Origin of the sequence: Wielerella bovis (assembly GCF_022354465.1) — a bacterium.
Classification (GTDB): Bacteria; Pseudomonadota; Gammaproteobacteria; order Burkholderiales; family Neisseriaceae; genus Wielerella; species Wielerella bovis.
Genome location: NZ_CP092361.1, coordinates 1,098,207 through 1,124,262, shown reverse-complemented (window position 1 = coordinate 1,124,262; position 26,056 = coordinate 1,098,207). Strand labels below are relative to the sequence as shown.

24 protein-coding genes and 1 tRNA gene are annotated in these 26,056 nt (G+C 40.7%); 12 read left to right on the top strand and 13 right to left on the bottom strand.

The window, feature by feature from the left end:
- Positions 1-19: 19 nt before the first annotated feature.
- Entirely contained in the window at positions 20-925 is a 906-nt protein-coding gene (locus tag MIS45_RS05560) for a LysO family transporter (RefSeq protein WP_249451344.1), read from the bottom strand.
- Between the two features lie 99 nt (positions 926-1,024).
- Between MIS45_RS05560 and MIS45_RS05555 the strand changes: the two genes are divergently transcribed.
- A tRNA-Ile gene (locus MIS45_RS05555) sits at positions 1,025-1,100 on the top strand.
- Positions 1,101-1,449: 349 nt separating this feature from the next.
- On the opposite strand, the gene MIS45_RS05550 is transcribed toward MIS45_RS05555, so the two are convergent.
- Entirely contained in the window at positions 1,450-2,406 is a 957-nt protein-coding gene (locus MIS45_RS05550; protein WP_249451299.1) for a hypothetical protein, read from the bottom strand.
- Between the two features lie 76 nt (positions 2,407-2,482).
- Between MIS45_RS05550 and MIS45_RS05545 the strand changes: the two genes are divergently transcribed.
- The 3 genes from MIS45_RS05545 to MIS45_RS05535 all read left to right on the top strand — a co-directional run bounded on the left by MIS45_RS05545 (position 2,483) and on the right by MIS45_RS05535 (position 6,276).
- Positions 2,483-3,070, top strand: a complete 588-nt coding sequence (locus MIS45_RS05545; RefSeq protein WP_249451298.1) for a transferrin-binding protein-like solute binding protein — start codon at positions 2,483-2,485, stop codon at positions 3,068-3,070.
- Positions 3,071-3,612: 542 nt separating this feature from the next.
- Entirely contained in the window at positions 3,613-4,443 is an 831-nt protein-coding gene (locus tag MIS45_RS05540) for a Slam-dependent surface lipoprotein (protein ID WP_249451297.1), read from the top strand.
- An 81-nt stretch (positions 4,444-4,524) separates the two neighbouring features.
- Positions 4,525-6,276, top strand: a complete 1,752-nt coding sequence (locus MIS45_RS05535; RefSeq protein ID WP_249451296.1) for a surface lipoprotein assembly modifier — start codon at positions 4,525-4,527, stop codon at positions 6,274-6,276.
- 519 nt (positions 6,277-6,795) lie between these two features.
- On the opposite strand, the gene pseF is transcribed toward MIS45_RS05535, so the two are convergent.
- Positions 6,796-7,485, bottom strand: coding sequence for a pseudaminic acid cytidylyltransferase (pseF, locus tag MIS45_RS05530; protein WP_249451295.1), 690 nt, complete (start codon positions 7,483-7,485; stop codon positions 6,796-6,798).
- 2 nt (positions 7,486-7,487) lie between these two features.
- Positions 7,488-8,642 (bottom strand): UDP-4-amino-4,6-dideoxy-N-acetyl-beta-L-altrosamine transaminase, encoded by a 1,155-nt coding sequence (pseC, locus tag MIS45_RS05525; protein WP_249451294.1) that lies wholly within the window; start codon positions 8,640-8,642, stop codon positions 7,488-7,490.
- A gap of 256 nt (positions 8,643-8,898) precedes the next feature.
- Here pseC and MIS45_RS05520 point away from each other — a divergent pair, with 256 nt between their 5' ends.
- Entirely contained in the window at positions 8,899-10,074 is a 1,176-nt protein-coding gene (locus MIS45_RS05520; RefSeq protein WP_249451293.1) for an NnrS family protein, read from the top strand.
- 302 nt (positions 10,075-10,376) lie between these two features.
- Here MIS45_RS05520 and MIS45_RS05515 read toward each other — a convergent pair whose 3' ends face one another.
- From MIS45_RS05515 to MIS45_RS05500, 4 genes are all read right to left on the bottom strand, one after another.
- Positions 10,377-10,796, bottom strand: a complete 420-nt coding sequence (locus MIS45_RS05515; RefSeq protein WP_249451292.1) for an RNA-binding S4 domain-containing protein — start codon at positions 10,794-10,796, stop codon at positions 10,377-10,379.
- A 244-nt stretch (positions 10,797-11,040) separates the two neighbouring features.
- A complete protein-coding gene (locus MIS45_RS05510) occupies positions 11,041-11,433 on the bottom strand; it encodes a hypothetical protein (RefSeq protein ID WP_249451291.1) in 393 nt (130 codons plus the stop codon).
- 2 nt (positions 11,434-11,435) lie between these two features.
- A complete protein-coding gene (rph, locus tag MIS45_RS05505) occupies positions 11,436-12,161 on the bottom strand; it encodes a ribonuclease PH (protein ID WP_249451290.1) in 726 nt (241 codons plus the stop codon).
- A 530-nt stretch (positions 12,162-12,691) separates the two neighbouring features.
- Positions 12,692-12,838 carry a hypothetical protein gene (locus MIS45_RS05500; protein WP_249443670.1) on the bottom strand — a complete coding sequence of 49 codons (147 nt, stop codon included), beginning with the start codon at positions 12,836-12,838 and terminating at the stop codon, positions 12,692-12,694.
- A 118-nt stretch (positions 12,839-12,956) separates the two neighbouring features.
- On the opposite strand from MIS45_RS05500, the gene MIS45_RS05495 reads away from it, so the two are divergent.
- Both MIS45_RS05495 and trxB read left to right on the top strand, forming a co-directional pair.
- Entirely contained in the window at positions 12,957-13,757 is an 801-nt protein-coding gene (locus MIS45_RS05495) for a transferrin-binding protein-like solute binding protein (RefSeq protein ID WP_249443669.1), read from the top strand.
- Between the two features lie 484 nt (positions 13,758-14,241).
- Entirely contained in the window at positions 14,242-15,189 is a 948-nt protein-coding gene (gene trxB, locus MIS45_RS05490; RefSeq protein WP_249451289.1) for a thioredoxin-disulfide reductase, read from the top strand.
- A 116-nt stretch (positions 15,190-15,305) separates the two neighbouring features.
- Here trxB and secF read toward each other — a convergent pair whose 3' ends face one another.
- From secF to yajC, 3 genes are all read right to left on the bottom strand, one after another.
- Positions 15,306-16,247 (bottom strand): protein translocase subunit SecF, encoded by a 942-nt coding sequence (gene secF / locus MIS45_RS05485; RefSeq protein WP_249451288.1) that lies wholly within the window; start codon positions 16,245-16,247, stop codon positions 15,306-15,308.
- A 3-nt stretch (positions 16,248-16,250) separates the two neighbouring features.
- Entirely contained in the window at positions 16,251-18,110 is a 1,860-nt protein-coding gene (gene secD / locus MIS45_RS05480) for a protein translocase subunit SecD (RefSeq protein WP_249451287.1), read from the bottom strand.
- Positions 18,111-18,187: 77 nt separating this feature from the next.
- On the bottom strand, positions 18,188-18,496 hold the full coding sequence (gene yajC / locus MIS45_RS05475; RefSeq protein ID WP_430472089.1) for a preprotein translocase subunit YajC: 309 nt from the start codon (positions 18,494-18,496) through the stop codon (positions 18,188-18,190).
- A gap of 346 nt (positions 18,497-18,842) precedes the next feature.
- Between yajC and pnp the strand changes: the two genes are divergently transcribed.
- Positions 18,843-20,966 carry a polyribonucleotide nucleotidyltransferase gene (gene pnp / locus MIS45_RS05470; protein WP_249451286.1) on the top strand — a complete coding sequence of 708 codons (2,124 nt, stop codon included), beginning with the start codon at positions 18,843-18,845 and terminating at the stop codon, positions 20,964-20,966.
- An 88-nt stretch (positions 20,967-21,054) separates the two neighbouring features.
- Here the strand turns inward: pnp and gdhA are convergent, their stop codons facing one another.
- Positions 21,055-22,392, bottom strand: a complete 1,338-nt coding sequence (gene gdhA, locus MIS45_RS05465) for an NADP-specific glutamate dehydrogenase (protein WP_249451285.1) — start codon at positions 22,390-22,392, stop codon at positions 21,055-21,057.
- A gap of 604 nt (positions 22,393-22,996) precedes the next feature.
- Between gdhA and MIS45_RS05460 the strand changes: the two genes are divergently transcribed.
- On the top strand, positions 22,997-23,818 hold the full coding sequence (locus MIS45_RS05460) for a 5'-nucleotidase, lipoprotein e(P4) family (RefSeq protein ID WP_249443662.1): 822 nt from the start codon (positions 22,997-22,999) through the stop codon (positions 23,816-23,818).
- Between the two features lie 54 nt (positions 23,819-23,872).
- Here MIS45_RS05460 and scpB read toward each other — a convergent pair whose 3' ends face one another.
- Positions 23,873-24,439 carry an SMC-Scp complex subunit ScpB gene (scpB, locus tag MIS45_RS05455; RefSeq protein ID WP_249443661.1) on the bottom strand — a complete coding sequence of 189 codons (567 nt, stop codon included), beginning with the start codon at positions 24,437-24,439 and terminating at the stop codon, positions 23,873-23,875.
- A gap of 196 nt (positions 24,440-24,635) precedes the next feature.
- Here scpB and MIS45_RS05450 point away from each other — a divergent pair, with 196 nt between their 5' ends.
- The 3 genes from MIS45_RS05450 (at position 24,636) to MIS45_RS05440 (ending at position 26,046) form a co-directional block, all read left to right on the top strand.
- Entirely contained in the window at positions 24,636-25,178 is a 543-nt protein-coding gene (locus MIS45_RS05450) for a CreA family protein (RefSeq protein ID WP_249443796.1), read from the top strand.
- A 21-nt stretch (positions 25,179-25,199) separates the two neighbouring features.
- Positions 25,200-25,598: a phosphoribosyl-AMP cyclohydrolase gene (hisI, locus tag MIS45_RS05445; protein WP_249451343.1), complete on the top strand. Its 399-nt coding sequence runs from the start codon at positions 25,200-25,202 to the stop codon at positions 25,596-25,598.
- Between the two features lie 130 nt (positions 25,599-25,728).
- Positions 25,729-26,046, top strand: coding sequence for a phosphoribosyl-ATP diphosphatase (locus MIS45_RS05440; protein WP_249443660.1), 318 nt, complete (start codon positions 25,729-25,731; stop codon positions 26,044-26,046).
- Positions 26,047-26,056: the final 10 nt, after the last annotated feature.

Genomic DNA, 26,056 nt, shown 5'->3' with positions numbered 1-26,056 from the left:
TAGCCTGAAAATATTTCGGTTATAAAGTAGAAAAAATCAGCATGAGAAAGGGTGCAGCTAGATTGACGATAAAACCAAAACTGATGGCTACAGGGACAATCATTAATCCGCCAGATTGTTGGATGATCGGTAAGGTAAAATCCATGCTGGTTGCGCCGCCAACACCTACTGCGGTGCTTTGATAGCGTTTCATAATCAATGGAATAAAGGCTAGCGCAAAAAATTCACGCATGAGGTCGTTGAGCAATGCAACACTTCCCCATGTGGCACCATAGGCTTGGGTCATGATGATGCCTGATAGCGAATACCAGCCATAACCTGATGATAATGCTAATCCCTGTGTTAATGAAACATCGGGCAAGATGAGTGCGAAAATGCTGCCTGCTAATAAGCAGGATAGAATGAACCATAATGCAGTATGAAGACCACGTTTGTTCAGCAATACTTGTTGCAGAGGAATGCCGTTGCTGCGTAATTGTATGCCGACAATTAAAATCAATAACATAAGTGCATATGTGCCTGTACTTTCGGGTGGATGCATACTTGTTGGGAGTAGTTGTCCGATGATGATACCTAAACAGGCTGTGGCGAGTTGTTTCAGGCTGCCTAATATGCCGATTTTGTGTGATTTTGTTGTGCTTTTTTTGACGTATTCAAAAGGATGTATTTTGTCAAATAAACCTAAAATAAATAAGTTGCAAGCGATGGTTAGAATAAATAAAAGTATGCTGTAACCTGCGATGTGGTTGAGTTGTGCAAATAGATTGTCTATCCGAGCTAATCCGATGCCTATGAGTAATAAGATTGTGTAAACCAATAGATTAAGTATTTTGTCTAATATTTTTAGATAGGATTGGGGTAGTTTGACACAAAATCCGATAAACATGGGTGTCAATACCAAGATGAGTGTTTTCAGGCTGTCCATTTTGCGCTCCTTGTGAGGTGATTGATTATAGCGCAGGCGGTGATTGTAGTCTTGTATTGTTGGATGATGTGTCGTATAATCCACAGCTTCTTTGCACTTGGGTTGGTAGCTCAGGGGTTAGAGCAGGGGACTCATAATCCCTTGGTCGTGGGTTCGAACCCCACCCGACCCACCAAATTTAAACCGCGTGAAATCAATTATTTCACGCGGTTTTTTGTTTTCAGGCTGAAACCTTACAAAAATCAAACTTATAGGTCAGAGTCTTGAATTCAACATTTCTCATACTGAACACAAATATTTGTTTTTATTAAAAATGTTAGATACGAGAATCCGACCTACGCGTTTTCAGGCAGCCTGAATAGGTCTTGCAAAGGTTTCAGGCTGCGTATTATTTCGATTTTAACCAACTACCATACATTTCAATTAGCCCAAATATATAGTTTAATGTAGATGCTTGACGATAGAATAAAAAATGGGTTAGGATTACATTAGATTGAGTAAAAACTCAATCTTCTTTTATAAGTTTACAAATTTAGGAGCTTTGAAGTGAGAAAACAACAAATTATTTGGAAATTAGGTACTTGTGCTTGTGCAGTTTTATTAGCTGCATGCGGTAGTAGTGGTCGCAATAATAATGCGCCAATCAACAGCGCGAATACAAATGTAACAGTAGCCCCCAACACAAATGCGAGCAACAGTTCAAATAGCAGTACCAGCAAAGATACACCTGCTACCCCAAAAAATACCAGTGCAGGCAACAGTTCAAATAGCAGTACCAGCAAAGATACACCTGCTACCCCAAAAAATACCAATGCAGGCAACAGTTCAAATAGCAGTACCAGCAAAGATACACCTGCTACCCCAAAAAATACCAATGCAGGCAACAGTTCAAATAGCAGTACCAGCAAAGATACGCCTGCTACCCCAAAAAATACCAATGCAGGCAACAGTTCAAATAGCAGTACCAGCAAAGATACACCTGCTACCCCAAAAAATACCAATGCAGGCAACAGTTCAAATAGCAGTACCAGCAAAGATACACCTGCTATCCCAAAAAATACCAGTGCAGGCAACAGTTCAAATAGCAGTACCAGCAAAGATACACCTGCTACCCCAAAAAATACCAGTGCAGGCAACAGTTCAAATAGCAGTACCAGCAAAGATACACCTGCTACCCCAAAAAATACCAATGCAGGCAACAGTTCAAATAGCAGTACCAGCAAAGATACGCCTGCTACCCCAAAAAATACCAGTGCAGGCAACAGTTCAAATAGCAGTACCAGCAAAGATACACCTGCTACCCCAAAAAATACCAGTGCAGGCAACAGTTCAAATAGCAGTACCAGCAAAGATACACCTGCTACCCCAAAAAATACCAATGCAGGCAACAGTTCAAATAGCAGTACCAATAAAGATACACCTGCTACCCCAAAAAACACTAATAGCAGCAACAACACCAACAAAAATTTTAGTGGCATCATAGTTCAAGCTACAGAGAGTAGTAAAAACAATGTACTTACCAAATTTGGTACGCAACAAAACATTTCAGGCAACAACTTGAATACTGTTATTATTGACGGTAAAACGGTAACTTTAGTTCCGCTCAACATAAGTGATAAATGGATTAATACAAAAGATTTACAAGAGAAACGCCTGATTAACGCATCTTTGAGCTATACACGCTTTGGTGTTTATACCCAAAACAAAGATCAAGACATTCATGGTATCAATTTAATTGCACACGGTCAAATTACCGATACCAGCAAAGTACCTACTACAGGTAAAGCCACTTATATAGGCGAGGCAGTCTATGGCGATACCTATACAACTAATAATCTGGATGTAACTAATAAAATTAATCCTGTATTAAAAGAACAAAATGGCTGGGCAAAAGGTCAAGCTGTTGTTGAAGTAGATTATGGTACAAAAAATGTTGCTGCCAGTATTACCAGCCTAAATCGTCATTTTCCTGCAGTAAATCTAAAAGGTACAATTTCAGGCAACACCTTTAGTGGCACATACGATAACTATAAAATGAATGGCCGTTTCTTTGGACCTAATGCCGAAGAAGTTGGTGGAACATTCCACAAAGGTACACCAAATAATCCTGAGGCCATGGGCGCATTTGGTGCAAAAAAACAATAATTTGAATAGAACAACCTATATTCATAAGATTGATAGCTTAATTTTACTGCCAATTCGTTCAAGTTGGTGTGAAAAGCCAACCCAGCAGAGTGATAAAATAAAGCTATTACAATGATGAATATAGGTTTTTAGCATCTATATAGAACTTGACGATTTTGTCAATTTATGGAAATTAAAAGTACTTTATATCTTTATATACTGAAACCAATAGCATTAAATCATAATTAATTGAAATATAATAAAATATTTTTTTAAACTATAAGTTATATTCTCAAATATAGGTTTTAGGCTGCCTAAAACAGGCTTTGATTAAGTTAAAATTCAAATAATTGATTTATTATGATTATTTTACAAATTCAACTCATTAATTGCTTAATATTAAAGCAGCTTTAAACCTTAATTTTGTAAAAATACAACAAACTTCCTTTCTTTTCTTTATAACTCTTGACGCCCCATTTTTAACTACATAACATTACACGCGATTGAGCGCTAGCTTAATCATCCTATGAATTTATTTGTGTTTATAAAACAGGAGTTTTGCCATGAAAACAAAACAAATTTTTTGGAAACTAGGGGCATGTGCATGCGCAGTTTTTCTAACAGCTTGCGGTAGTAGTGGTGGAGGTAGCCCAACAACAACCAAACCTGCTCCTCATAATGGTGCAAATCAACAAAATCCAACAGTAAATCAGCCAAATAACAATGGCTCAAATAGCGGTTCAAATCAACAAAACACAACCGCAAATCAAAATACTACCAAATTTGGAGGTAGTGCAACGAAATTCATAGATAAAAATGGGAATTTTAGTGAATATGGCACAAATAAACCCATTTCTGGCAATAATCTAGATAAAATCATAGTTGATGGCAAAGAATTAACTTTGATTGATCCTGGTATTCAAGTAGGTTCTTGGTACACCATTAATGCAAAAAATCAAGATTACAAAAAAGTACATGGTGGATACAGTTACACTCGTTTTGGCGTATATGAACCTCACAATGAAGACTCTTTCTATTTAATTTCACATGGTCAATTTACCGATGCCAATAAAGTTCCAACAACAGGTACTGCTACCTATGTTGGTCATGCTGTATATGCTAGCAATCAAACAGATGGTTGGGATACAGGTAGTGCTAAATTTAATGTGAATTATGGCAATAAAACGATTGATGGAACAGTGAGCATTCCTAAAGCCAATAGCGTAGCATTAAAAGGCACGATTTCTGGTAATGCATTTAGTGGTACACATAATGGCACAAATATGCAAGGTCATTTCTTTGGTTCTGCCGCAGAAGAATTGAGTGGTACTTTCCACAAAGGAACAAAAAACAAACCTGACTTTGCCGGTGCATTTGGCGCGAAAAAACAATAATTCAGGTTTATAATAATGGTTTCAGGCAGCATAATTGAATATAGCAGCCTGAAACCGTTTTTGACTTTATGGAAAATCATTATGAAAATAAAAATATTGTCGTGTTTGATGTATTCAGTAAGCTGTGGAGTTGCAACGGCGCAAACTTCTATTGTATCTAACCAACCCAACGAACATTGGGATATTGCCTTGCCTGAAAAATCACAATTAAATCCAAACATATATATACACGAAAACGCATCAAAAACGGAACATGCATCTGAAATACATTCACAAGATTTATTGAATACCGCTCAAACATGGCAAGATACTTTGAATACAGTGCAATCTAGCGGATATAAAGACTTTGCAGTATTAAAAAAACAGCACCAAAATCCAGAAATACACATGGAGATAACCGCATCAGATATAAAAAATATGCCCGAAATACGTTCTCCAAATTTACCCAATGCCCCACAGTTATTACAACATACTTTAGATACAATTCAACCTAGTGAGCATTGGGACATTGCCTTGCCTGAAAAATCGCAGGAGATGTCACTTATTCCTACAAAAGATGACACATCAAATACAGAAAATGTGCGTGAAATACGGTCGCAAGATTTATTAAATGAACCTGAACTACTCCAACACGCGCTGGATTCAGCCGTTCTGACACGAGATATGAATGCAGTACGGCTGTTGTTACCTTTATATTTACAGCTTACCGAAAAAGATGAAATTTTAGCGCAATATGCACAAGCACGTTTGGCTCAATCCGATGGACAACTCAATAAAGCAATTGGTTTATATGAAAATATTTTAGAAAATCAAAATCATATTGCACCTGTTCGCTTTGATTTGATGCAAACTTTATTGCAAGATGCTCGTTATCTTGATGCAGAAGAACAAGTTGAAATTCTCAATCAAGACTCCAATCTTCCCCAAGAAATTCATCAGGTTTTACAACAACATAAAAAGTTTTTTCAAGAACAAAAAAAATGGAAATTTTCAGGCAGCCTGAATTATTTAAGTGAGAATAATATCAACAATGCACCTAATCAAACAGTTGTAGAAACAACAACTGGGGCTTGGAATTTTCCACCACCAGAAAAAGCTCGAGGCATATCTTATGATTTCACTGCTGACAAAAAAATTCCATTAAAACAAAATTGGTCTCTGCTTATGGGTAGCCAAGTTTATGGTAAACATTACCAAAACAAAAGCAAATATAATGATTTAAATATCGGAGTGCATTTAGGTATATCACACCGCAATGCCAAACGAGAATGGCGTATTTTACCTATTTACGAAAAACGCTGGTTTGGTGGCAAAGCATATTCACAGCAATATGGCATGCGTGTGCGACACAACCGCCCACTCTCGCAAAAATGGTATAGTTTTACCAATGTACGCGCAGCCTACAATAAACACAATCAACGCAATTTTTTGGACGGTAGCAGCTTTTTAATTTCACAAACTTTTCAATATCAAGTTAATCCAAGCAATATCTTATTGTTTGGTGCAGACTTTTTGCGTGAAAATGCACGAGATAAAAGTTCAGCTAATTCTCGTCGAGCAACACGATTAGGCTGGATAAATTATTGGAAAGGCCTAGAAACATCAGTTAATATAACAGCATCCACACGACGTTATGATGCTCCTGATTGGTTTTTGAATGAGCGACGTAAAGACCGCCAATTAAGTAGTTACGTTACTTTTGCACACAATAAAATACAATGGAACGGCTTAATGCCCAAATTAGCGTGGGTTGCTAGTCGACAACAAAGTAACCATCTTTTGTATCGCTACAACAAACAACAATTTTTTGTAGAATTGGGTAAAGCATTTTAAGAACCTGTATTTATAAGATTGGTGGCTTGATTCTATTGACACACTTGCGAATACAAGGCAGCTTTTCATGCCTATATTGAACATATTGGCATGAAAAGCCAACGCAGTAGGCGCATGAAGTGGCGATAAAAGCAAGCTATTAAGATTGTGAATACAGGTTCTAAGAATCCATATTTGCCATATTAATATAATGCAACGCAAATTTTCAAGCCAATTTCGGGTCTATTGGCTTGAAAAGCAATATTGTAGTCGTATGAAGTAAGATAGTCGCTTCAAATTAACACGGACAAAGCGACAACACTAGAGTGTTGGCAACACTGTAGCACTATTTGTATTTGAAACAACTATAATAAAGAAGAAAACTTAAGATGATGAATACAGGCTAAAACCTTTGCAAAACTCAAATGGTAGCACCTGTATTTTTAACCCTAATAAGAGTTAAAAATACAGGTGCTACAAAATTTCAGGCTACCTGAATGGATTTTGCAAAATTTTCAGTTTCCCCGAAACCTATTCGTTCTATTCTAGCAACACTTTCGCCATCAATTCTGCGTATTCCCAATCACCAATAGTATCAATATCTTGCACACGATAACGCGGCAATTTCACACCCACACTTTTGCTGTTAAAAATTGGTTTTTGCGCGAGCCATGCGGTGCTTGTTCCCCAATAAAATTGCCCTGCATCATGCCAAGCGGTTGCCAAATCTTGCGAGCGCACGGCAAACATTTCAGGCTGCCACATCGCCACTTCGCCCACATCATCCAATTTCAAAGCGCGTTGAATGGGAAAAGCGTAATCGGTTACAGAAAAGGCAAAATCCGCGCCCGTTTCACGCAATTTTGTTGCGCCAATTTGCAAATCGGCAGCCTGAATAAAGGGCGAGGTGGCATAAATACAGCAAGCGATGTCGCCGTGCCAACCTCCTTGTTTTTGCATAAAATCAATTGTATGGGCGATAACCGCGCCTGTGGTGGCAAAATCATCGGACAATTCGGCTGGGCGCGTAAATGGCACTTCCGCGCCATATTGTTGTGCAATTTCGGCAATTTCCGCATCATCGGTGGAAACGATAATGCGTTCAAAGCAGCCTGAATTTTGCGCGGCGAGTATGCTGTGAGCAATCATGGGTTTGCCGTTAAATAATTTAATGTTTTTACGTGGAATGCGTTTGCTGCCACCACGCGCTGGGATAATCGCTAGGGTCATGTTCAGGCTGCCTGTAATGCACGTTTCAATGTCTCAACCACTTGTTTTTGTTCATCATCTGATAAATCAAAATACAAGGGCAAACTGATTGCTTGTGCATAATAATGTTCCGCATTGGGAAAATCGCCGTGCGCGAAACCGAATTGTTCGCGGTAATACGGTTGCGTATGCACAGGAATATAATGCACATTTACGCCAATGCCATTTTGGCGCAAATAATCAAATACTTGTCGGCGTTTTTCAGGCACAACCAGTATGGGATATAAATGCAAAGCCGATACATTTTCAGGCTGCCTGAATGGCAAACCCACAGGTAAATCCGCTAATAAATCATCATATTGTGCTGCCAACACATGACGGCGCGCCACAAATTCATCCAAACGCGATAATTGGCTCAAACCCAGCGCGGCTTGCATTTCAGTCATGCGGTAGTTATAGCCTAAATCTATTTGCTGATAGTACCATGAGCCATCTGGCTCACCTACCATTTCGCTGCTTTCGCGTGTAATGCCATGCGAACGCAGTCGCGCCATTTTGTTTGCTAAATCAGCATTATTGGTGCTTGCTAAGCCACCTTCGGCGGTGGTGATGATTTTCACAGGATGGAAACTGAATACGGTGATGTCGCTGAATTCGCAATTTCCCACTTTGCCACCACGATAGCTTGCACCAATCGCGTGTGACGCGTCTTCAATGATTTTAAAGCCGTATTCGTCCGCCAATTGTTTGATGGCTGCCATATCGCAGGGTTCGCCACACAAATGTACAGGCACAACAATTTTCGGTAAGCAGCCTGCAATTTTGGCTTGGGCTAATTTTTCAGCCAAATGTTGAATGGAAATATTGAATGTTTTCGGGTCAATATCCACAAAATCCACGCTCGCGCCACAATACAAGGCGCAATTGGCGGAAGCGACAAAGGTGGTGGGCGTTGTCCACAACACATCGCCTATGCCCAAACCCAGTGCAAGACAGGCAATATGCAGCGCGGAAGTCGCGCTGTTGACGGAAACGGCGTATTTTGCGCCACAATATTGTGCCAATGCTTGTTCAAATTCGGGAACTTTATTGCCTTGAGTTAGATAAGGAGACTTGAGTGTGGCGACAACGGCAGCGATGTCGGCTTCGGAAATGGTTTGTTTACCGTAGGGTATCATGTTGTTTTTCCTTTTTAATTTAGGTTTCAGGCTGCCTGACAAATGGGTAATGAGATAGTATTCAATAGAATACAGGTTTTCCGCTAATATAATCCAGTTTATATACTCATTGGTTTTACACAGCTATATATCAACAATAAAGGCTGCCTGAAAATAGCAATTTACCTTCACTGCGTGTAAAATCCACCTTCATAATGTTCATATTTTACGAATCTTAAAATCACAGTTCAAACCATTGCCTAGAAAGAGCCATATTATGAAAAATTTGCAAACCTATTTTTGCCCTAATCACCCTGTTTGGGCGATGGCATTTCGCCCTCTGTATTTACTGACATCATTGTACGCCGTCATTTCCATTTTATTATGGGGTTTCGGCTATACAGGCACGCGTGGCATGCCCGCTTATTTTTGGCATGCGCACGAAATGATTTGGGGCTATGCTGGTACGATTGTCGTCGCCTTTTTGCTAACCGCTGGTGCAACATGGACAGGACAAGCACCAACGCGAGGTAAAATGTTGATGACATTGGTATTTTTATGGTTATTAGCTCGCCTAACCACTTTTTTACCCAGCGCATTTTTAACAGGATTATTTGGTACCGCATTCTATTTTCTCGCTGCACATTGCATGGGAACTGCCATTTGGCGTAGCCGAAATTCGCGCAACTACATTGCCGTTTTTGCTCTTGTAATGCTCGGCTTCACGCATTTATGGTTTCACTTTTATCTATTCAATATGAACGGCAGCGCATTAAACAATGGTTTATTCGCTGGTTTAATGATGGTATCAGGTTTCATCGGTTTAATCGGCAATCGCATCATTCCCTTTTTTACCTCACGCCGCTTGAACACGCCACAAATCAGCAGCCCAGCATGGCGCGTTCATTCCGCGCTTATCGCACCCATGCTTGCCGCAATCTTGATGATGACACAAACTGCCGTTGCCCTGTCATTTTATCTGCTTATGTACGCAGGAATTTTAGGTTGCTTACAAACCAAACGTTGGTTTCAAAAAGAAATTCTGTCCGAACCAATGTTATGGACATTGCACGCAGGTTATGGTTTAACTTCACTCGGCATGATAGGCATGGCATTAGGATTTATCGCACCACAATTTACCTCGCTGGGCGTACACTTAATTGCGGTTGGTGGCATTGGTTTACTGACCCTCAGCATGATGACACGCACCGCATTGGGACACACCGCACGACAACTTTACCCTGCCCCCAAATATTTGCCTACCGCATTTTGGTTAATGATTGCAGCCACTATTATGCGAGCATTCGCTGCTATTATGATGTTTATTAACGAAACAGCGTATGTTCATTCTCTTCGATTATCAGCCGTATTGTTTGCCGCATCATTGTTGATTTATTTTATTCGTTATGCGCCATGGCTTACCACCCCCCGTTTAGACGGACGAGAAGGCTGACTGAAACCTTGGTCAAAGCCATTCAGGCTGCCTGAAAACTTGTAGGTCAGATAGTCGTATCCGAAGATTTTAAATAAAAAAACAAATATTGGATTCAAGAATCCGACCTATAATTTTGAGTTTTAGAACCTGTATTCATAAGATTGATTGCTTGATTTTATTGCCAATTTTTACGGATACAAGGCGACTTTTCATGCCAATATTGAACATATTGGCATGAAAAGCCAATGCAGTAGGCGCATAAAGTGGCGATAAAAACAAGTTATTAAGATTGTGAATACAGGTTCTTACAAAGTTTTGGCTTAAAATGACCAATCGCCACGCTTCATTTTATCCAATTGGCGGCGGTCGCGTTTGGTGGGGCGACCATCTGGATAAGCAGCGGTAATGCGGCTGGCTTGGTCTAGTGCTTTTTGCGCTTCGCGTTGGGCGACAGTTTGCACGTCTTCTTCATAGAGTAAACGGGCTTCGGGCGCGGGTCTGCGCTGATGATTGAGCTCAAGGATTTTCAATTTATAGGGCAATGAATTTAAAGTTAAATCCACCACATCGCCCACGACGATGTATTTGCTGGTTTTGGTTTTCACGCCATTGACCGACACGCGACCCAGCTCAATATGCTTGCTCGCCAAAGAGCGCGTTTTGAAAAAGCGTGCCGCCCACAACCATTTGTCTAGGCGCATGGTGTCTTCACGGTTGTCGTCATCTTGTTGTTTGCTCATGGTTTTTCTTTCATGTTAATTTTCAGGCTACCTTTCAGTAACGACAAAAATCTTTCAGACTGTCTGAAACCTGTTCCCTCCCACGCTAGCGGGGGAGGGTTAGAGTGGGGGTGGTTCGTTGATTTTCAAAAAATTCATTTGCTCCACCGATTTCCCCCTCCCTAGCTCTCCCCCGTTTAGGACGGGGGAGGGACAGCTTGTTGGCAAACAAAATTTGTCGTGTAGTGAAAGGCTACCTGAAAATTCAGGGTACACGATAAAATAAATTTTCCACCAAAATAAAAATACCAATTATCACAATGGGATACAAAATAAATTCAATCAATAATAGCCAACTTAATTTCACATGATTGCGCCATTGTTCAGGGGTGTGCTGTTTTTTCTGGCGGTGGCTGCTGATTAAATGGTATAAAAAAGCGCAAAATTGCCACAATGCCGTCAAAAATAAGACCAATACGGCAAAAACAAAACCAAAATCTGCAGCAAATTCATGTTCTGAAACCAATAATTGCGGCGGATTCATGATTAAATCATAAGCTCGCCAACACGCCATCGCCAACATTATCGCAATCGGCAAAACATAGCCAATAAGCCAAAATCGCCATGATTTTATTTTTAAAAATAGATATTTACTCATTTTCAGGCAGCCTGAAACGCCTTCTCCTGCAAAACCGTCAATGCCGCAATCCCCTTTTGCCCCAAGGCAATCAATTCCGCCAATTCCGCCATGCTGAACGCAGCGCCTTCTGCCGTGCCTTGAATTTCAATGATTTTTTCCGCATTGAGCATGACCAAATTCACATCGCTGTCGCAGCCTGAATCTTCGGGGTAATCCAAATCCAGCAAAGGCACACCGCCCACCACACCCACCGACACAGCCGCCACGCTACCTGTAAGCGGGTTTTCAGCCAGCCTGCCGTCCGCCAACATTTTCGCCACCGCGATTTTCAACGCCACATACGCGCCCGTAATGCTTGCGGTGCGCGTGCCGCCATCCGCTTGAATCACATCGCAATCAATCAGAATTTGGCGTTCGCCCAATTTTTTCATGTCCACGCAAGCGCGTAGGCTGCGCCCAATCAAACGCTGAATTTCTTGCGTGCGACCCGATTGTTTGCCTGCCGCCGCTTCGCGTTTCATGCGCGACTGGGTGGACGCGGGCAACATGCCGTATTCTGCCGTTACCCAGCCTTCGCCTTTGCCACGCAAAAAAGAGGGGACATTTTCATCAATCGTAGCGGTACAAATGATTTTCGTGTTGCCGCAAGCAATCAAAACCGAACCGTCCGCGTAGGGCAGAAAATTCGGCGTAATCTGAACATCGCGCAAGGCATTGGCAGCGCGATTTTGGCGTGTGTCAGTCATTGTATATTCCTCATCTTAAAATCATTTATAAAATCTTGTTTTTTTCAGGCTGCCTTTCAGTATACAACAAAAATTTTCAGGCAGCCTGAAATCCATCTCCCCATGACTATTTGGAACAAACCTGCCAAGTTCTCCGTAGGTCAAATATTCGCATCCAACATTTTCCGATGAAATCACAGAATTTGTCAGATACAAATATCCAAACTACCTATATTTTTAGGCTACCTCTTCAGTTTCATAAAAATTCATGTATATACTTCAAAGTGGCAAGCTAAATTCAAGATTACTCTATCCTAGAATAATCTACTATAATTTTATTTTGTTGTGAAATGATATATATGATATCACTCCATTTTCATATTACATATCTTTCAGAATATCCTTATAATTTAAATATTTCCTTTTTACAAAATTTCACGCTATAATTAACAAAGATGGTCGGGAAAATGCTTAACAAATATTACGTTTGACGTTTATGGCGTTTGGCGTTTGGCGTTTGCATTAACATCAATTTTTGAAATTTTTGGAGTTTACATCATGACAACACGATTTTTAGGAAAGTTAACAATTTGTGCTTGCGCGGTACTATTAGCAGCTTGTGGCGGTGGTGGTAATAAAGGTTTATCATTATCAACAAGTTCTGGCGGCGGTAGTAGTGCTTCAAGTGGTTCTAGCAATTCAGGCACTGCTAGCAATACAGATAGCTCAACTACCAATACAAATACCACAGCACCTTCTACTTCTAATAACAGCAGCTCCGTAGTTAAATATACTGATGCCAACTTTGATAAATCAATGAGCTTTGATACAGAATTTAATTGGGGTGGCGTGGCGACACAACAACCACAGTTGCGCAATACCAAACATGTATTAAGTGGCGACCAATTGGATAAAGTGATTGTTGATGGCAAAGAAATCTTGTTGATGAAAGCTGCGCAAACACCTCGTTTAAATGTATTAACTGAAGGTGAAGGCAAAAAAGAAAAAGACCCTATTACAGAAGAAGAATATATCTTGTTCTCTCCTGAATCTGTTTTCCAATCTAGTCGTGGCGGCTACAGCTATACTTGGTTTGGTGTTGTAAATCGTGTACGAGAAGATATTAAACCAACGAACAAAGCTGAGTTCATTGACACCATGATTGCACATGGTAAATTGACTGATAATGCTGATATGCCAACAACAGGTAAAGCAGAATACAAAGGTCACGCTATTTATTATGCAAATGGTACAACCAACTCTCCATTAGACCCTAATAAAATTATTGGTACAACTCAATTCAATGTGGATTATGGTGCGAAAACAGTTACTGGTACAATTAAAGCCGATGTTGATGCAACAAAATCTGCTATGAGAAATGCCATTATTGAAAATACTGCCAAAGGCTATGGTGTTAGCGATGTTACTGTTGATGTTAATAAAGTTAAAGACATTGCGGTAGAAGGCAAAATCTCAGGTAATGGATTCTCTGGTACTAAAAATGATGTAGAAGTACAAGGTCGTTTCTTCGGTCCTAAAGCTGCTGAAATGGGTGGTGTGTTCAATTCAAAAAGCACAGACGACATTTTGGGTGCATTTGGTGCGAAAAAACAATAATCTATATTTAGGATAAAAGTTTTCAGGCTGCCTAACATATTAGGCAGCCTGAAAACTTTGTAAAATCTAAAATTGTAGGTTAGATTTTTTAATCCAACATTTTCTATATTTATCAATCAGTTGTTTTTATTTAGAAAATCTTTCAAATATAAGAACCTGTATTCATAAGATTGATTGCTTGATTTTATTGACAATTTTTGCGGATACAAGGCGACTTTTCATGCCAATATATTGAACATATTGGCATGAAAAGTTAACACAGTAAGCGCATAAAGTGGCGATAAAAGCAAGTTATTAAGATTGTGAATACAGGTTCTAAGTATCTGTCCTACAACTTCAAGCAGACTGAATAGGTTTTGCAAAGTTTTGTACCTGAAATAATTTGCTGCCCCATTCTGTTAAACCTAATCCACTATAGAAACACTTTGTAATTACCAGCTATGGTACAATTCACTCGCTTTTTTATTTACACAAGGACAAATTCATGGCACAACATCACAAACTCATCATTCTTGGTTCTGGTCCAGCAGGCTACTCCGCTGCGGTTTATGCTGCACGCGCCAATTTACAGCCTGTCATCATTACTGGCATGGCACAAGGTGGTCAATTGATGACAACCACCGACGTGGACAATTACCCCGCCTTTGCTAATGGCATACAAGGTCCAGAATTAATGGAACATTTTTTAAATCATGCACAACGTTTTGGTACAGAAATTGTATTTGACCAAATCAATGCGGTGGATTTACACAATCGTCCATTTAAATTGACTGGCGATATGGGCGAGTACACTTGTGATGCATTGATTGTAGCGACAGGTGCATCCGCCAAATATTTGGGTTTACCAAGCGAAGAGGCTTTTGCAGGGAAAGGAGTTTCTGCGTGTGCAACTTGTGATGGTTTTTTCTATAAAGGTCAAGATGTGGCTGTTGTCGGTGGTGGCAATACTGCGGTGGAAGAAGCTTTATATTTAGCCAATATTGCCAATACGGTTACACTGATTCATCGCCGTGATACATTCCGCGCTGAAAAAATCATGGTGGAAAAATTGATGAAACGTGTGGAAGAAGGCAAAATTATGCTGAAAACCAATGCGCAACTAGCAGAAATTTTGGGCGATGATATGGGCGTTACAGGGGCTCGCTTGCAACATAACGATGGTAGCAGCGAAGACATTGCAGTCAAAGGTGTGTTTATTGCGATTGGACACAAACCAAATACTGATATTTTCAAAGGTCAGTTAGATATGGATGAAACAGGTTATCTCATCACACGCGGTGGTAATGAAGGCAATGTTGGTGCAACCAATATTGAAGGTGTGTGGGCGGCTGGCGATGTGAAAGACCATGTGTATCGTCAAGCCATTACCAGCGCAGCCAGCGGTTGCCAAGCAGCTTTGGATGCAGAACGTTGGTTGGATAGTCAGGCATAACTGGATATAGCTGGCTAAAAAATAGTACAGTGTTATTTCTATTTTTGACAACTATGAAAAAAGGCAGCCTGAAAAAATATTTTTCAGGCTGCCTTTTTTCATGGATTATATTTAATTTATACCACAATTTCTTCTTTTTCAGATTCTTGTTTAACCACATTACTGCGATTCAAACCTAACATCAATAGCAAAGGACTTGCCACCAAAATAGAAGAATAAATGCCAAACACAATCCCAATCGTCAGCGCGGTTGCAAAGCCTTTCAACGCTGCCCCACCAAATATCAGCATGGAAATAACCATAGCCTCCGTAGAACCGTGTGTAATCACCGTACGACCCATTGTGGCAGTAATGGCATTATCAATAACTTCATTCACTGATTTGTTTCGCATTGACCCTTTGCGGAAATTCTCACGAATACGGTCAAACACTACCACCGATTCATTCACGGAATATCCCAAAATCGCCAACACACCAGCTAATACAGTCAGCGAAAATTCCCATTGAAAAAAGGCAAAACAGCCAAGAATAATCACAATATCATGCGCATTGGCAATAATGGCAGATATGGCAAATCGCCATTCAAAACGCATCGCCAAATAAGCAATAATGCCTAAAATCACCACAACCAGTGCAGTTAAACCATTGCTGACCAATTCATCGCCCACCGCAGGTCCAATAAATTCCACTTGACGCAAAGACACATCACTACGTTCTTTTTTCAGTATATCCATTACCTTATTAGACAACTGGGCAGATGATAAATTTTCAGTATTAGGCAAGCGAATCATAATATGCTTATTTGTACCCAATGCCTGTACTTGAATTTCGCCCATACCCAAACTGTCTAGGCTATGGCGCACTTGATTTAAATCCGCACCTTGTTGTTGTGAATATTCCACTTCCATTAAGGTACCGCCCGTAAATTCTACCGACAGATTCAAGCCGCGCGTTAATAAAAATACTACTGCCAAAATGAAAGTTATTAAAGAAATCGCCGTAGTGAGCTTACCATAGCTCATAAACGGAATATCTCGTTTAAAATGAAATAGTTCCATATTTTACTCCTTCACAGATGGCAGCGTTTCGGGCGCATCAACTACAGCTGGCACGCGAATACCAATAGACAAGTGTTGCAATTTACGGCGACGACCATACCACCAGTTTGCCATCATGCGCGATACCACCACCGATGAGTAAATAGACGTGATAATACCCAAGCAATGCACAATCGCAAAACCTCGCACTGGCCCAGAACCGAAAATTAACAATGCTGCACCAGCAATTAACGAGGTTAAGTTGGAATCCAAAATGGTATTCCACGCATGGTCATAACCTTCTTTAATCGCCACTTGTGCTTTTTTGCCTTCGCGTAATTCATCACGAATACGCTCATTAATCAATACGTTAGCATCAATCGCCATACCCAAAGTCAAAGCCATTGCGGCAATCCCTGGCAAAGTTAAAGTGGCTTGCAATGCTGACAAAATAGAGAATAAAAACAGCAAATTGCATGCTAATGCAATCGTTGAAAAAACACCAAATAGACGATAATAAATCATCATAAATACAGCAACGACCACAAAGCCCCATACAGTTGAATTGATACCTTTAGCGATGTTTTCCGCACCCAAAGATGGGCCAATCGTACGTTCTTCCACAATTTCCATTGGTGCAGCCAGCGAACCTGCGCGTAACAATAACGCAACATCATTGGCTTCTGCCGTACCTTGCATACCTGTAATTTGGACACGTCCCCCTGTAATGGTATCGTTGATACGCGGCGCAGTAATGACTTCAGACTTCCCTTGGTCAATCAAAATCATCGCCATGATTTTGCCTTTATTGGCAGCAGTCAAATCCGCAAAAATAGAACTACCCGCACCATCTAATGCCAAATTCACAGCAGGACGATTAGTTTGTGGCTCAAAACCTGCTTGCGCCGAGTTAATATTATCGCCCGTCAATTCCACTTGTTTACTGACCAAATAAGAATGACCTTCTTTGTCTTTCAGCAATTCATAGCCAGCGGGAACATTCCCTGCTTGCGCTTGTGCAAACTGAGTCGCATCCATACTCACCATGCGAACTTCCAATGTTGCCGTGCGCCCAATAATATCTTTGGCTTTGGCAGTATCGGTCATACCTGGTAACTGCACCACAATACGATCTGCACCTGCTTGTTGAATCACAGGTTCAGAAGTCCCCAATTCATTCACACGATTGTGCAATGTCGTAATATTTTGTTTAACCGCATCAGTACGAATTTGTTGCAACAAAGTTTCAGGCAGCGTAATAGTTACATTATTGTCTTCAGTACTCAATGTTGCACCTTCCAACAATTTTTGTAATTCAGGATACGCTTTTTGCAAATCAGCCGCATCTTGGAACGGAATGACCAAACTATCAGCTGTTTTACGAATTGTGCCAGAACGAATGCCTAAACTACGTAATTGACGGCGCACATCACCTGCATAACGGTCAAGCGTTTTTTCCAAAGCCGCTTTCATATCCACTTGCATTGTAAAATGCACACCGCCACGCAAGTCCAAACCCAAAAACATCGGTTTCGCACCAATTTTTTCCAGCCATTCTGGGCTATCTGCAATTTGGTTTTGTGCCACAATATAACCTTCGCCCAATGCGTTATCAATCGCATCACGCGCCGAAATTTTGTTGGCATCACTAACACGAACTTTCAGGCTGCCTCCTGCAAAAAACATACCATCATGAGCAATATTTGCTTTTTGCAGCGCCTCAGTTACAGTTTTTTCAGTTGCTTCATTAATCACCAGCGACTGACGATTAGTGGAAATTTGAATTGCTGGGGTAACACCATATAAGTTGGGCAATGTATAAATAATCGCCACAATAATGGTAAAAATAATCAGCAAATTTTTCCAAAGAGGATAACGGTTCATTTCAAATCAAACCTTTGTTTGGAAGATAAAAATCGGTTTTCAGGCTGCCTTTTTGATAGATAAGGCAGCCTGAAAAATTATTCGGCAGAAACTTGTGTGTTTTCAGCAGGAACTTCTGCTTTAGACAAAATAGCATTACGTTCCACTTCCACTACAAAACCTTTGCCCAATTCAATAGAAAAAATATGTTCGCCCGTTTTAACCACGCGACCATAAAAACCAGATGACAGTAAAACACGGTCGCCTTTTTTCAAAGTACTAATCATGGCTTGACGTTGTTTTTCGCGTTTTTGTTGCGGACGAATCATAATAAAATACATTACCGCAAAAACAGCAAGCCAAGGCAACATACCCAGCCATGGATTAGGTTGTGTAGCATCATTCATTTTATTTTCCTTATTTAATAATTGAAAAACGTAAACGCGGATTTTAGCAGACTGCGGCTTGATTAGAAACACCTTTCAGGCAGCCTGAAAACATATAGCAAAATAAAGACCAAAATAAACTGTTGTTCACCGCCCTACCCTAGTTTAATCATCAAAATCACCAAAGCAGCCTGAAAAAAAGATTTACCCTATTTTCAGGCTGCCTGAAAACACAATTTCATGTTAAAATCCAATCGTTTTTTAACTCGTTCGCAGCCTGAAATACTACCCATGCACATTGGCAAAAAGTGTGCATCAATAGTGTTTTAGTGCGCGAACATTTATCTACTTTTATTAAGGACACATAATGTTCAACAAACACATTAAATCTTTCCAATACGGCAATCACACTGTAACACTAGAAACAGGCGAAATGGCACGCCAAGCGGCAGGTGCGGTTAAAGTTTCTATGGGCGATACCGTTGTTTTCGTTGCCGTTACCACTAATAAAGAAGTTAAAGAAGGGCAAGACTTTTTCCCATTAACAGTGGATTATTTTGAACGTACTTATGCCGCAGGTCGCATTCCGGGTGGCTTTTTCAAACGTGAAGGCAAACAAAGCGAAAAAGAAATTTTGACCAGCCGCTTGATTGACCGCCCTATTCGCCCATTGTTTCCCGAAGGTTTCTACCATGATGTGCAAATTGTTGCCATGGTAGTTTCATGCGACCCTGAAATTGACAGCGATATTCCTGCCATGATTGGCGCATCTGCCGCTTTGGTGTTGAGCGGCGTACCGTTTGCAGGTCCAATCGGCGCAGCGCGTGTCGGTTATGCCAATGGTCAATATTTGTTGAATCCAAGCAAAACCGAATTGCGCACTTCACAATTGGATTTGGTGGTGGCAGGTACCGCGCAAGCCGTGTTGATGGTGGAATCCGAAGCCGACATCTTGCCCGAAGACGTGATGTTGGGTGCGGTGGTGTACGGTCATGAACAAATGCAAACTGTGATTCGCGCCATTAACGAATTTGCTGCCGAAGTGAACCCCGAAGTTTGGGATTGGAAAGCCCCTGAACCAAACACCGATTTAATCGCCAAAGTGAAAGACATTTCAGGCAGCCTGATTGCCGAAGCTTTCAAAATCCGCCAAAAACAAGCGCGTGTGGCGAAATTGGACGAAGCATGGGCAGCCGTTGAAGCCGCTTTGATTAACGAAGAAACCGACACGCTCGCCAAAAACGAAATCAAGGGCATTTTCAAACAGTTGGAAGCGGACGTGGTACGCGGTCAAATCTTGGCAGGTCAGCCACGCATTGACGGTCGTGATACGCGCACCGTGCGCCCATTGAACATTCAAACCAATGTTTTGCCACGCACACACGGTTCAGCATTGTTCACACGCGGCGAAACGCAAGCCTTGGCGGTAGCAACTTTGGGTACGGCGCGTGATGAGCAAATCATTGACGCATTGAGCGGCGAATACACCGACCGCTTTATGTTGCACTACAATTTCCCACCGTATTCTACGGGCGAAGTGGGTCGCGTGGGCGCACCGAAACGCCGTGAAATCGGTCATGGTCGCTTGGCAAAACGCGCTTTGGTAGCCGTATTGCCCAAACCCGAAGATTTCAGCTACACCATGCGCGTGGTTTCCGAGATTACCGAATCCAACGGTTCGTCATCTATGGCGAGCGTGTGTGGCGGTTGTTTGAGCTTGTTGTCGGCAGGTGTGCCTTTGAAAGCGCACGTTGCAGGCATCGCCATGGGCTTGATTTTGGAAGACAATAAATTTGCCGTATTGACCGATATTTTGGGCGATGAAGACCATTTGGGCGACATGGATTTCAAAGTAGCAGGTACGACCGGAGGCGTAACCGCTTTGCAAATGGACATTAAAATTCAAGGCATTACCAAAGAAATCATGCAGGTAGCCTTGATTCAAGCCAAAGAAGCACGTTTGCACATTTTGGCGCAAATGCAGGAAGCCGTTGCGGGCCCACAAGAATTGTCGCAACACGCGCCACGTTTGTACACGATGAAAATCAACCCCGATAAAATCCGCGAAGTGATTGGCAAAGGCGGTGAAACCATTCGCGGCATCACTGCGGAAACAGGTACAGAAATTAATATTGCCGAAGATGGCACAGTAACCATTGCGGCTACTACCGCCGAAGCAGGCGAAGCAGCAAAAGCACGCATTGAAATGATTACTGCCGAAGTGGAAGTGGGTAAAGTGTACGAAGGTCAAGTGATTAAATTGCTGGACAACAATGTTGGCGCGATTGTAACCATTATGCCAGGCAAAGATGGCTTGGTGCATATCAGCCAAATTGCGCATGAACGTGTACGCAATGTGAGCGATTATTTGCAAGTCGGTCAAACCGTGCAAGTGAAAGCATTGGAAGTAGATGAGCGTGGTCGTGTGCGTTTGTCTATGAAAGCATTGTTGCCACAGCCTGAACAACAAACTGCTTCTATTGAAGAATAATCATCAAATAAGGCAGCCTGAAACTAAAAAATCCCCTATTTTCATCATGAAAACAGGGGATTTCCTATTTTTTAAATCAATGCATTAATTACACAATACCTTGCAATAACATAGCATCAGCCACTTTCTTGAAACCAGCAATATTCGCACCGTTTACATAATTCACAAAATCGCCTTCTTTACCATTGGCGACACAGTTTTCATGAATATCTGCCATAATGTTAAACAAGCGAGAATCCACTTCTTCGCGCGCCCAAGATAAACGCATTGCATTTTGGCTCATTTCTAAACCAGAAGTTGCTACGCCACCCGCATTAGAGGCTTTACCAGGAGCATACAAAATTTGTGCTTTAATAAATGCTTCAACCGCACCCAAAGTAGCAGGCATATTAGCACCTTCTGCCACACATTTCACGCCATTTGCCAACAATGTTTTCGCATCATTTTCGTCCAACTCATTTTGAGTCGCGCAAGGCAATGCCACATCACAAGCCACACCCCAAGGTTTTTTACCCTCAAAATATTCTAAACCTTGTTCTTTTGCATATACAGACAAACGTTCACGACGAACTTCTTTCAATTCAATCAATGCAGCCAGTTGTGTTTCATTCATGCCACTATCAGCAAATTTTACAAAACCATTGGAATCAGATACAGTCAATACTTTCGCACCCAACTGAATAGATTTTTCAGCCGCATATTGCGCTACGTTACCACTGCCTGAAATGATGACACGTTTACCAGCCATGCTGTCACCTTTGGTTTTTAACATGCTGTCAGCAAAGTAAACTGTACCGTAACCAGTTGCTTCTGGACGAATCAGGCTACCGCCATATACCAAACCCTTACCAGTTAATACAGATGTGAATTCATTAGACAATTTTTTGTATTGACCAAATAAGAAACCAATTTCACGACCACCCACACCAATGTCGCCAGCAGGTACGTCTGTATCCGCACCAATATGGCGGTACAATTCACTCATAAATGCTTGGCAAAAACGCATTACTTCGCCATCAGATTTACCTTTGGGGTCAAAATCTGAACCACCTTTACCGCCACCCATTGGCAAAGTAGTCAAAGCATTTTTGAAAACTTGTTCAAATGCTAAAAATTTCAACACACCCAAATTAACGGTTGGATGGAAACGCAATCCACCTTTGTAAGGACCAATCGCTGAACTCATTTGCACACGATAACCACGATTTACTTGCACTTGACCTTTGTCATCTACCCAAGACACGCGAAACATAATCACACGTTCAGGTTCAACAATGCGCTCTAACAAACCTTGTTGTGTGTATTTAGGATTTTTTGCCAAGAAAGGTTGCAAACTACCAAATACTTCTTCTACTGCTTGGTGAAATTCAGGTTGATTGGGGTCACGTTGTTTCAGTTGTTGGAATAAAGCGTTCAAATCGCTCATGATTTGCTCCTATTAAAAATATTGGGAGACAATTATCGTCTCGTTATAAAAATTTTACTCAATTACAATATTTGCATATTTTAACAATATTCTCGTAATTTGTGTAGTACTTAACAAATAAATACAATATTTAACAATTATATTGTGTAGTAAAATTATCATCGCCTGTAAATAAATTATTTATGAACTTATTTAAAAAACTTTATTTCAAAATTAAGAAAAATTAAGAATTTTAATTTTAAAAAATCTTTTATTATTTATTTTTACGGCTTATATCATAGTCGTTTCAAATTAAAATTAAGATAAGGCAACAGCAACCGCTGTGTACAATAAACTAAGTACATAAGAAAACTAGCTATACTACTTTATTTTTAACTAGCATAAAATCATACAGAACTATCAACTCTTTATGTAATGTACTATCTGTCGCTGCTACTTTGAATTTATCTACAAAATCAATATCACGTCCAGCATAGCTACACAGCTATTAGTTTCTAGTTGCATATAATCTCCTTTCAAAATATATTCAATTTCATCTTCCAAGTGTAAAATAACTGATGAATACAACGCTTTTTCCCAAACAATCCACTTAAGGAGTGCCATCATGAAAAAATTAATAGCTACAATCGCTTTTTCTACTTTATTATTAAATGGTTGTGCATCAAATTTTGATAATAAAGCAGAAACAATCCATGCAAATAAGCAGTTACAACAACATACGCTATTCGGTATTAACTGGGTGCAGCAATCAGGAGAGTATCAAGCATTGGCACATCAAGCATTTAATGTTGCCAAAATGGCGTTTATGCACAGTAAAGCCAGTGAAGGCAAAAAACGTGCTGTTGTGGTAGATTTGGATGAAACCATGCTAGATAACAGTCTGCATGCAGGTTGGCAAATTCGCAATGGTATGAGCTTTGATCCTAAAGTGTGGACTCGTTGGGTCAATGCGCGACAAAGCCGTGCAATTTCAGGAGCTGTAGAATTTAGTCATTTTGTTAATAATAACGGGGGTAAAATTTTTTATGTATCTAATCGCACAGATACTGATGAAAAACAAGCGACAATTGATGATATGAAACGCTTGGGATTTAGTGGTGTTGATGAACAATCATTGTTATTGAAAAAAGATAAATCCAATAAATCGCCACGTTTTGCTGAAATTGAACAGCAAGGCTATGAAATTGTGTTGTATGTTGGTGATAATTTAAATGACTTTAGTGATGCGCCTTATAAGAAACAAAATGCCGAACGCAAAGCTTTTGTTGAGGCTCATAAAGATGATTTCGGTAAAAAATTCATCATATTACCTAATCCAAGTTATGGAGATTGGGAAGGTGGCTTGGCACCCGATTATTTCAAAGGTGATGCTCTCAATCGCGTTAAAATTCGTGAACAAGCCATTGAAGCTTGGGATGGTAAATAAAATGAAATAAAGCAGCCTGAAAAGTAGTTTGGATACTTTTCAGGCTGCTTTATTTTACTCATCATCAGTTGGTAAAATGGTCAATGTTTCAGGTAACACCAATTCACCCAATTCTGTAAGCGGCGGCAAATCAGCGAGTGTTTCCAGTTGCAAATCAGCTAAAAATTGCTTAGTGGTCGCCCATAATGCGGGTTTACCAATCGTATCACGCTGCCCAATAATTTCAATCCAGCCGCGTTCTTGTAACGTCTGTATGACATTTTGTGATACGCTGACACCGCGAATGGCTTCAATATCACCGCGTGTAACGGGTTGTTGGTACGCAATAATCGCCAAAGTTTCCAAAACAGCACGTGAATAACGAGGCGTACGCTGTTCGTGCAGACTACCTAATCGTTCAAATGCGCTTGGTGCAATTTGAAACCGCCAGCCTTGTGCGCTGTGCACCAGTTGTAGAGCACGATTATGCCAACGTAATTTGAGTGCGCTTAATACGTCAATCAATTTGTCTTGCGATAAATGAGGGTCGCATAATTCGCGCATTTCACGTTCACTTAAAGGTTCGGTATGGGTGAGCAAAGCAGCTTCAATCAGCGCATCGGGCGTGGGAGTTTGATTCATAAAACAAAATAGGCAGCCTGAAAAAAGGGCATTATTATAAAATAATTTGTACATTTGTATGTGATTTTCAGGCTGCCTATTTAGAAAACATATTTCTTTGTAAAATTTGATACGTTTTGTTGGGAAATCTTGTACCATACTCATCAATAAGGCAGCCTGAAAATGGCACAATTTTTATAATGAAAGGAAAAGCATGATGAAAAAATGGCTTGTACTAACAGCTGCATTGTGTTTGGCAGCATGTGGCAAGGAAACAGATAAAATTGGCGAGGCTTCTACCGTATTCAATGTGTTGGGTAAAAATGACCGCATTGAAGTGGAAGCATTTGATGACCCAGATGTGCGTGGTGTCTCATGCTTTTTATCTTATGCAAAAAAAGGAGGCTTAAAAGAAACAGTTAATTTAGAAGAAGATGCGTCCGATGCCAGCGTTTCTTGTGTGCAAACTGCGCCAATGGTGGAATACAATGAAAATGCGGTGGCTAAACCACGTAAGGTATTTAAACGTAACGCAAGTTTTGCATTTAAGAGTTTGCAAATCGTGCGTTATTATGATGCCAAGCGTAAGGCGTTTGCGTATTTGGTGTATAGCGATAAGATTGTGCAAGGTTCGCCAAAAAATTCTTTGAGTGCATTTAGTTGTGCTGGCGCACCTGCTATCAATCCACAAGTAGTGCAAAATCAGCCAAATAAACAAATACATGGTGGCTGCATTGTGGAAGTTTCAGTAAATAAATAGGCAGCCTGAAAAGAGAGAATGATGAATACAACTTTGCTTGATGCAATTAAGTGGGACGCAAATGGTTTGGTGTGCGCCATTGCGCAAGACTGGCAAACGCACCGTGTGTTAATGGTCGCATATATGAATGCTGAAGCATTACAACAAACGGTGGAAACTGGTTTGGCGCATTATTACAGCCGTTCGCGCCAAAAACAATGGCAAAAAGGGGAAGAATCTGGACATATGCAAAAAGTCCATGAATTGCGTTTGGATTGTGATGGTGATGCGGTCATAATGTTGATTGAGCAAGTGGGTGGCATTGCGTGTCATACGGGGCGCGAAAGTTGTTTTTATCGTGTGTGGGACGGTGAACAATGGGTGGTGTGCGATGCGGTTTTGAAAGATGAAATGGCGATTTATGGTAAAACGCATATTTGATTTTCAGGCTGCCTCATCAGTACACGACAATTTTTTAAAATAAGCACGAATCTATCCCTTCCCCACCAGCGTGGGAGAGGACAAGTTACAGGCAGCCTGAAAATATATTTAACACAATAAGGATAAATCAATGTCGGAAATTTTAAGCGAAATTCAAAATGTATTGGAACAGCGCAAAACTGCGAATCCAGAAGAATCGTATGTCGCGCAATTACTACACAAGGGCGAAGATAAAATCTTGAAAAAAGTAATTGAAGAAGCGGGCGAAGTGTTGATGGCAAGCAAAGATGGCGGTGGTGAGCATTTGATTTATGAAGTGGCGGATTTGTGGTTTCACGCGATGATTTTGCTGACACATCATGGTTTGCGCGTGGAAGATGTGTTACAAGAATTGGCACGGCGACAAGGTTTGTCGGGTTTAGTGGAAAAAGCATCGCGTGCAGAATAAGTATAAAAAG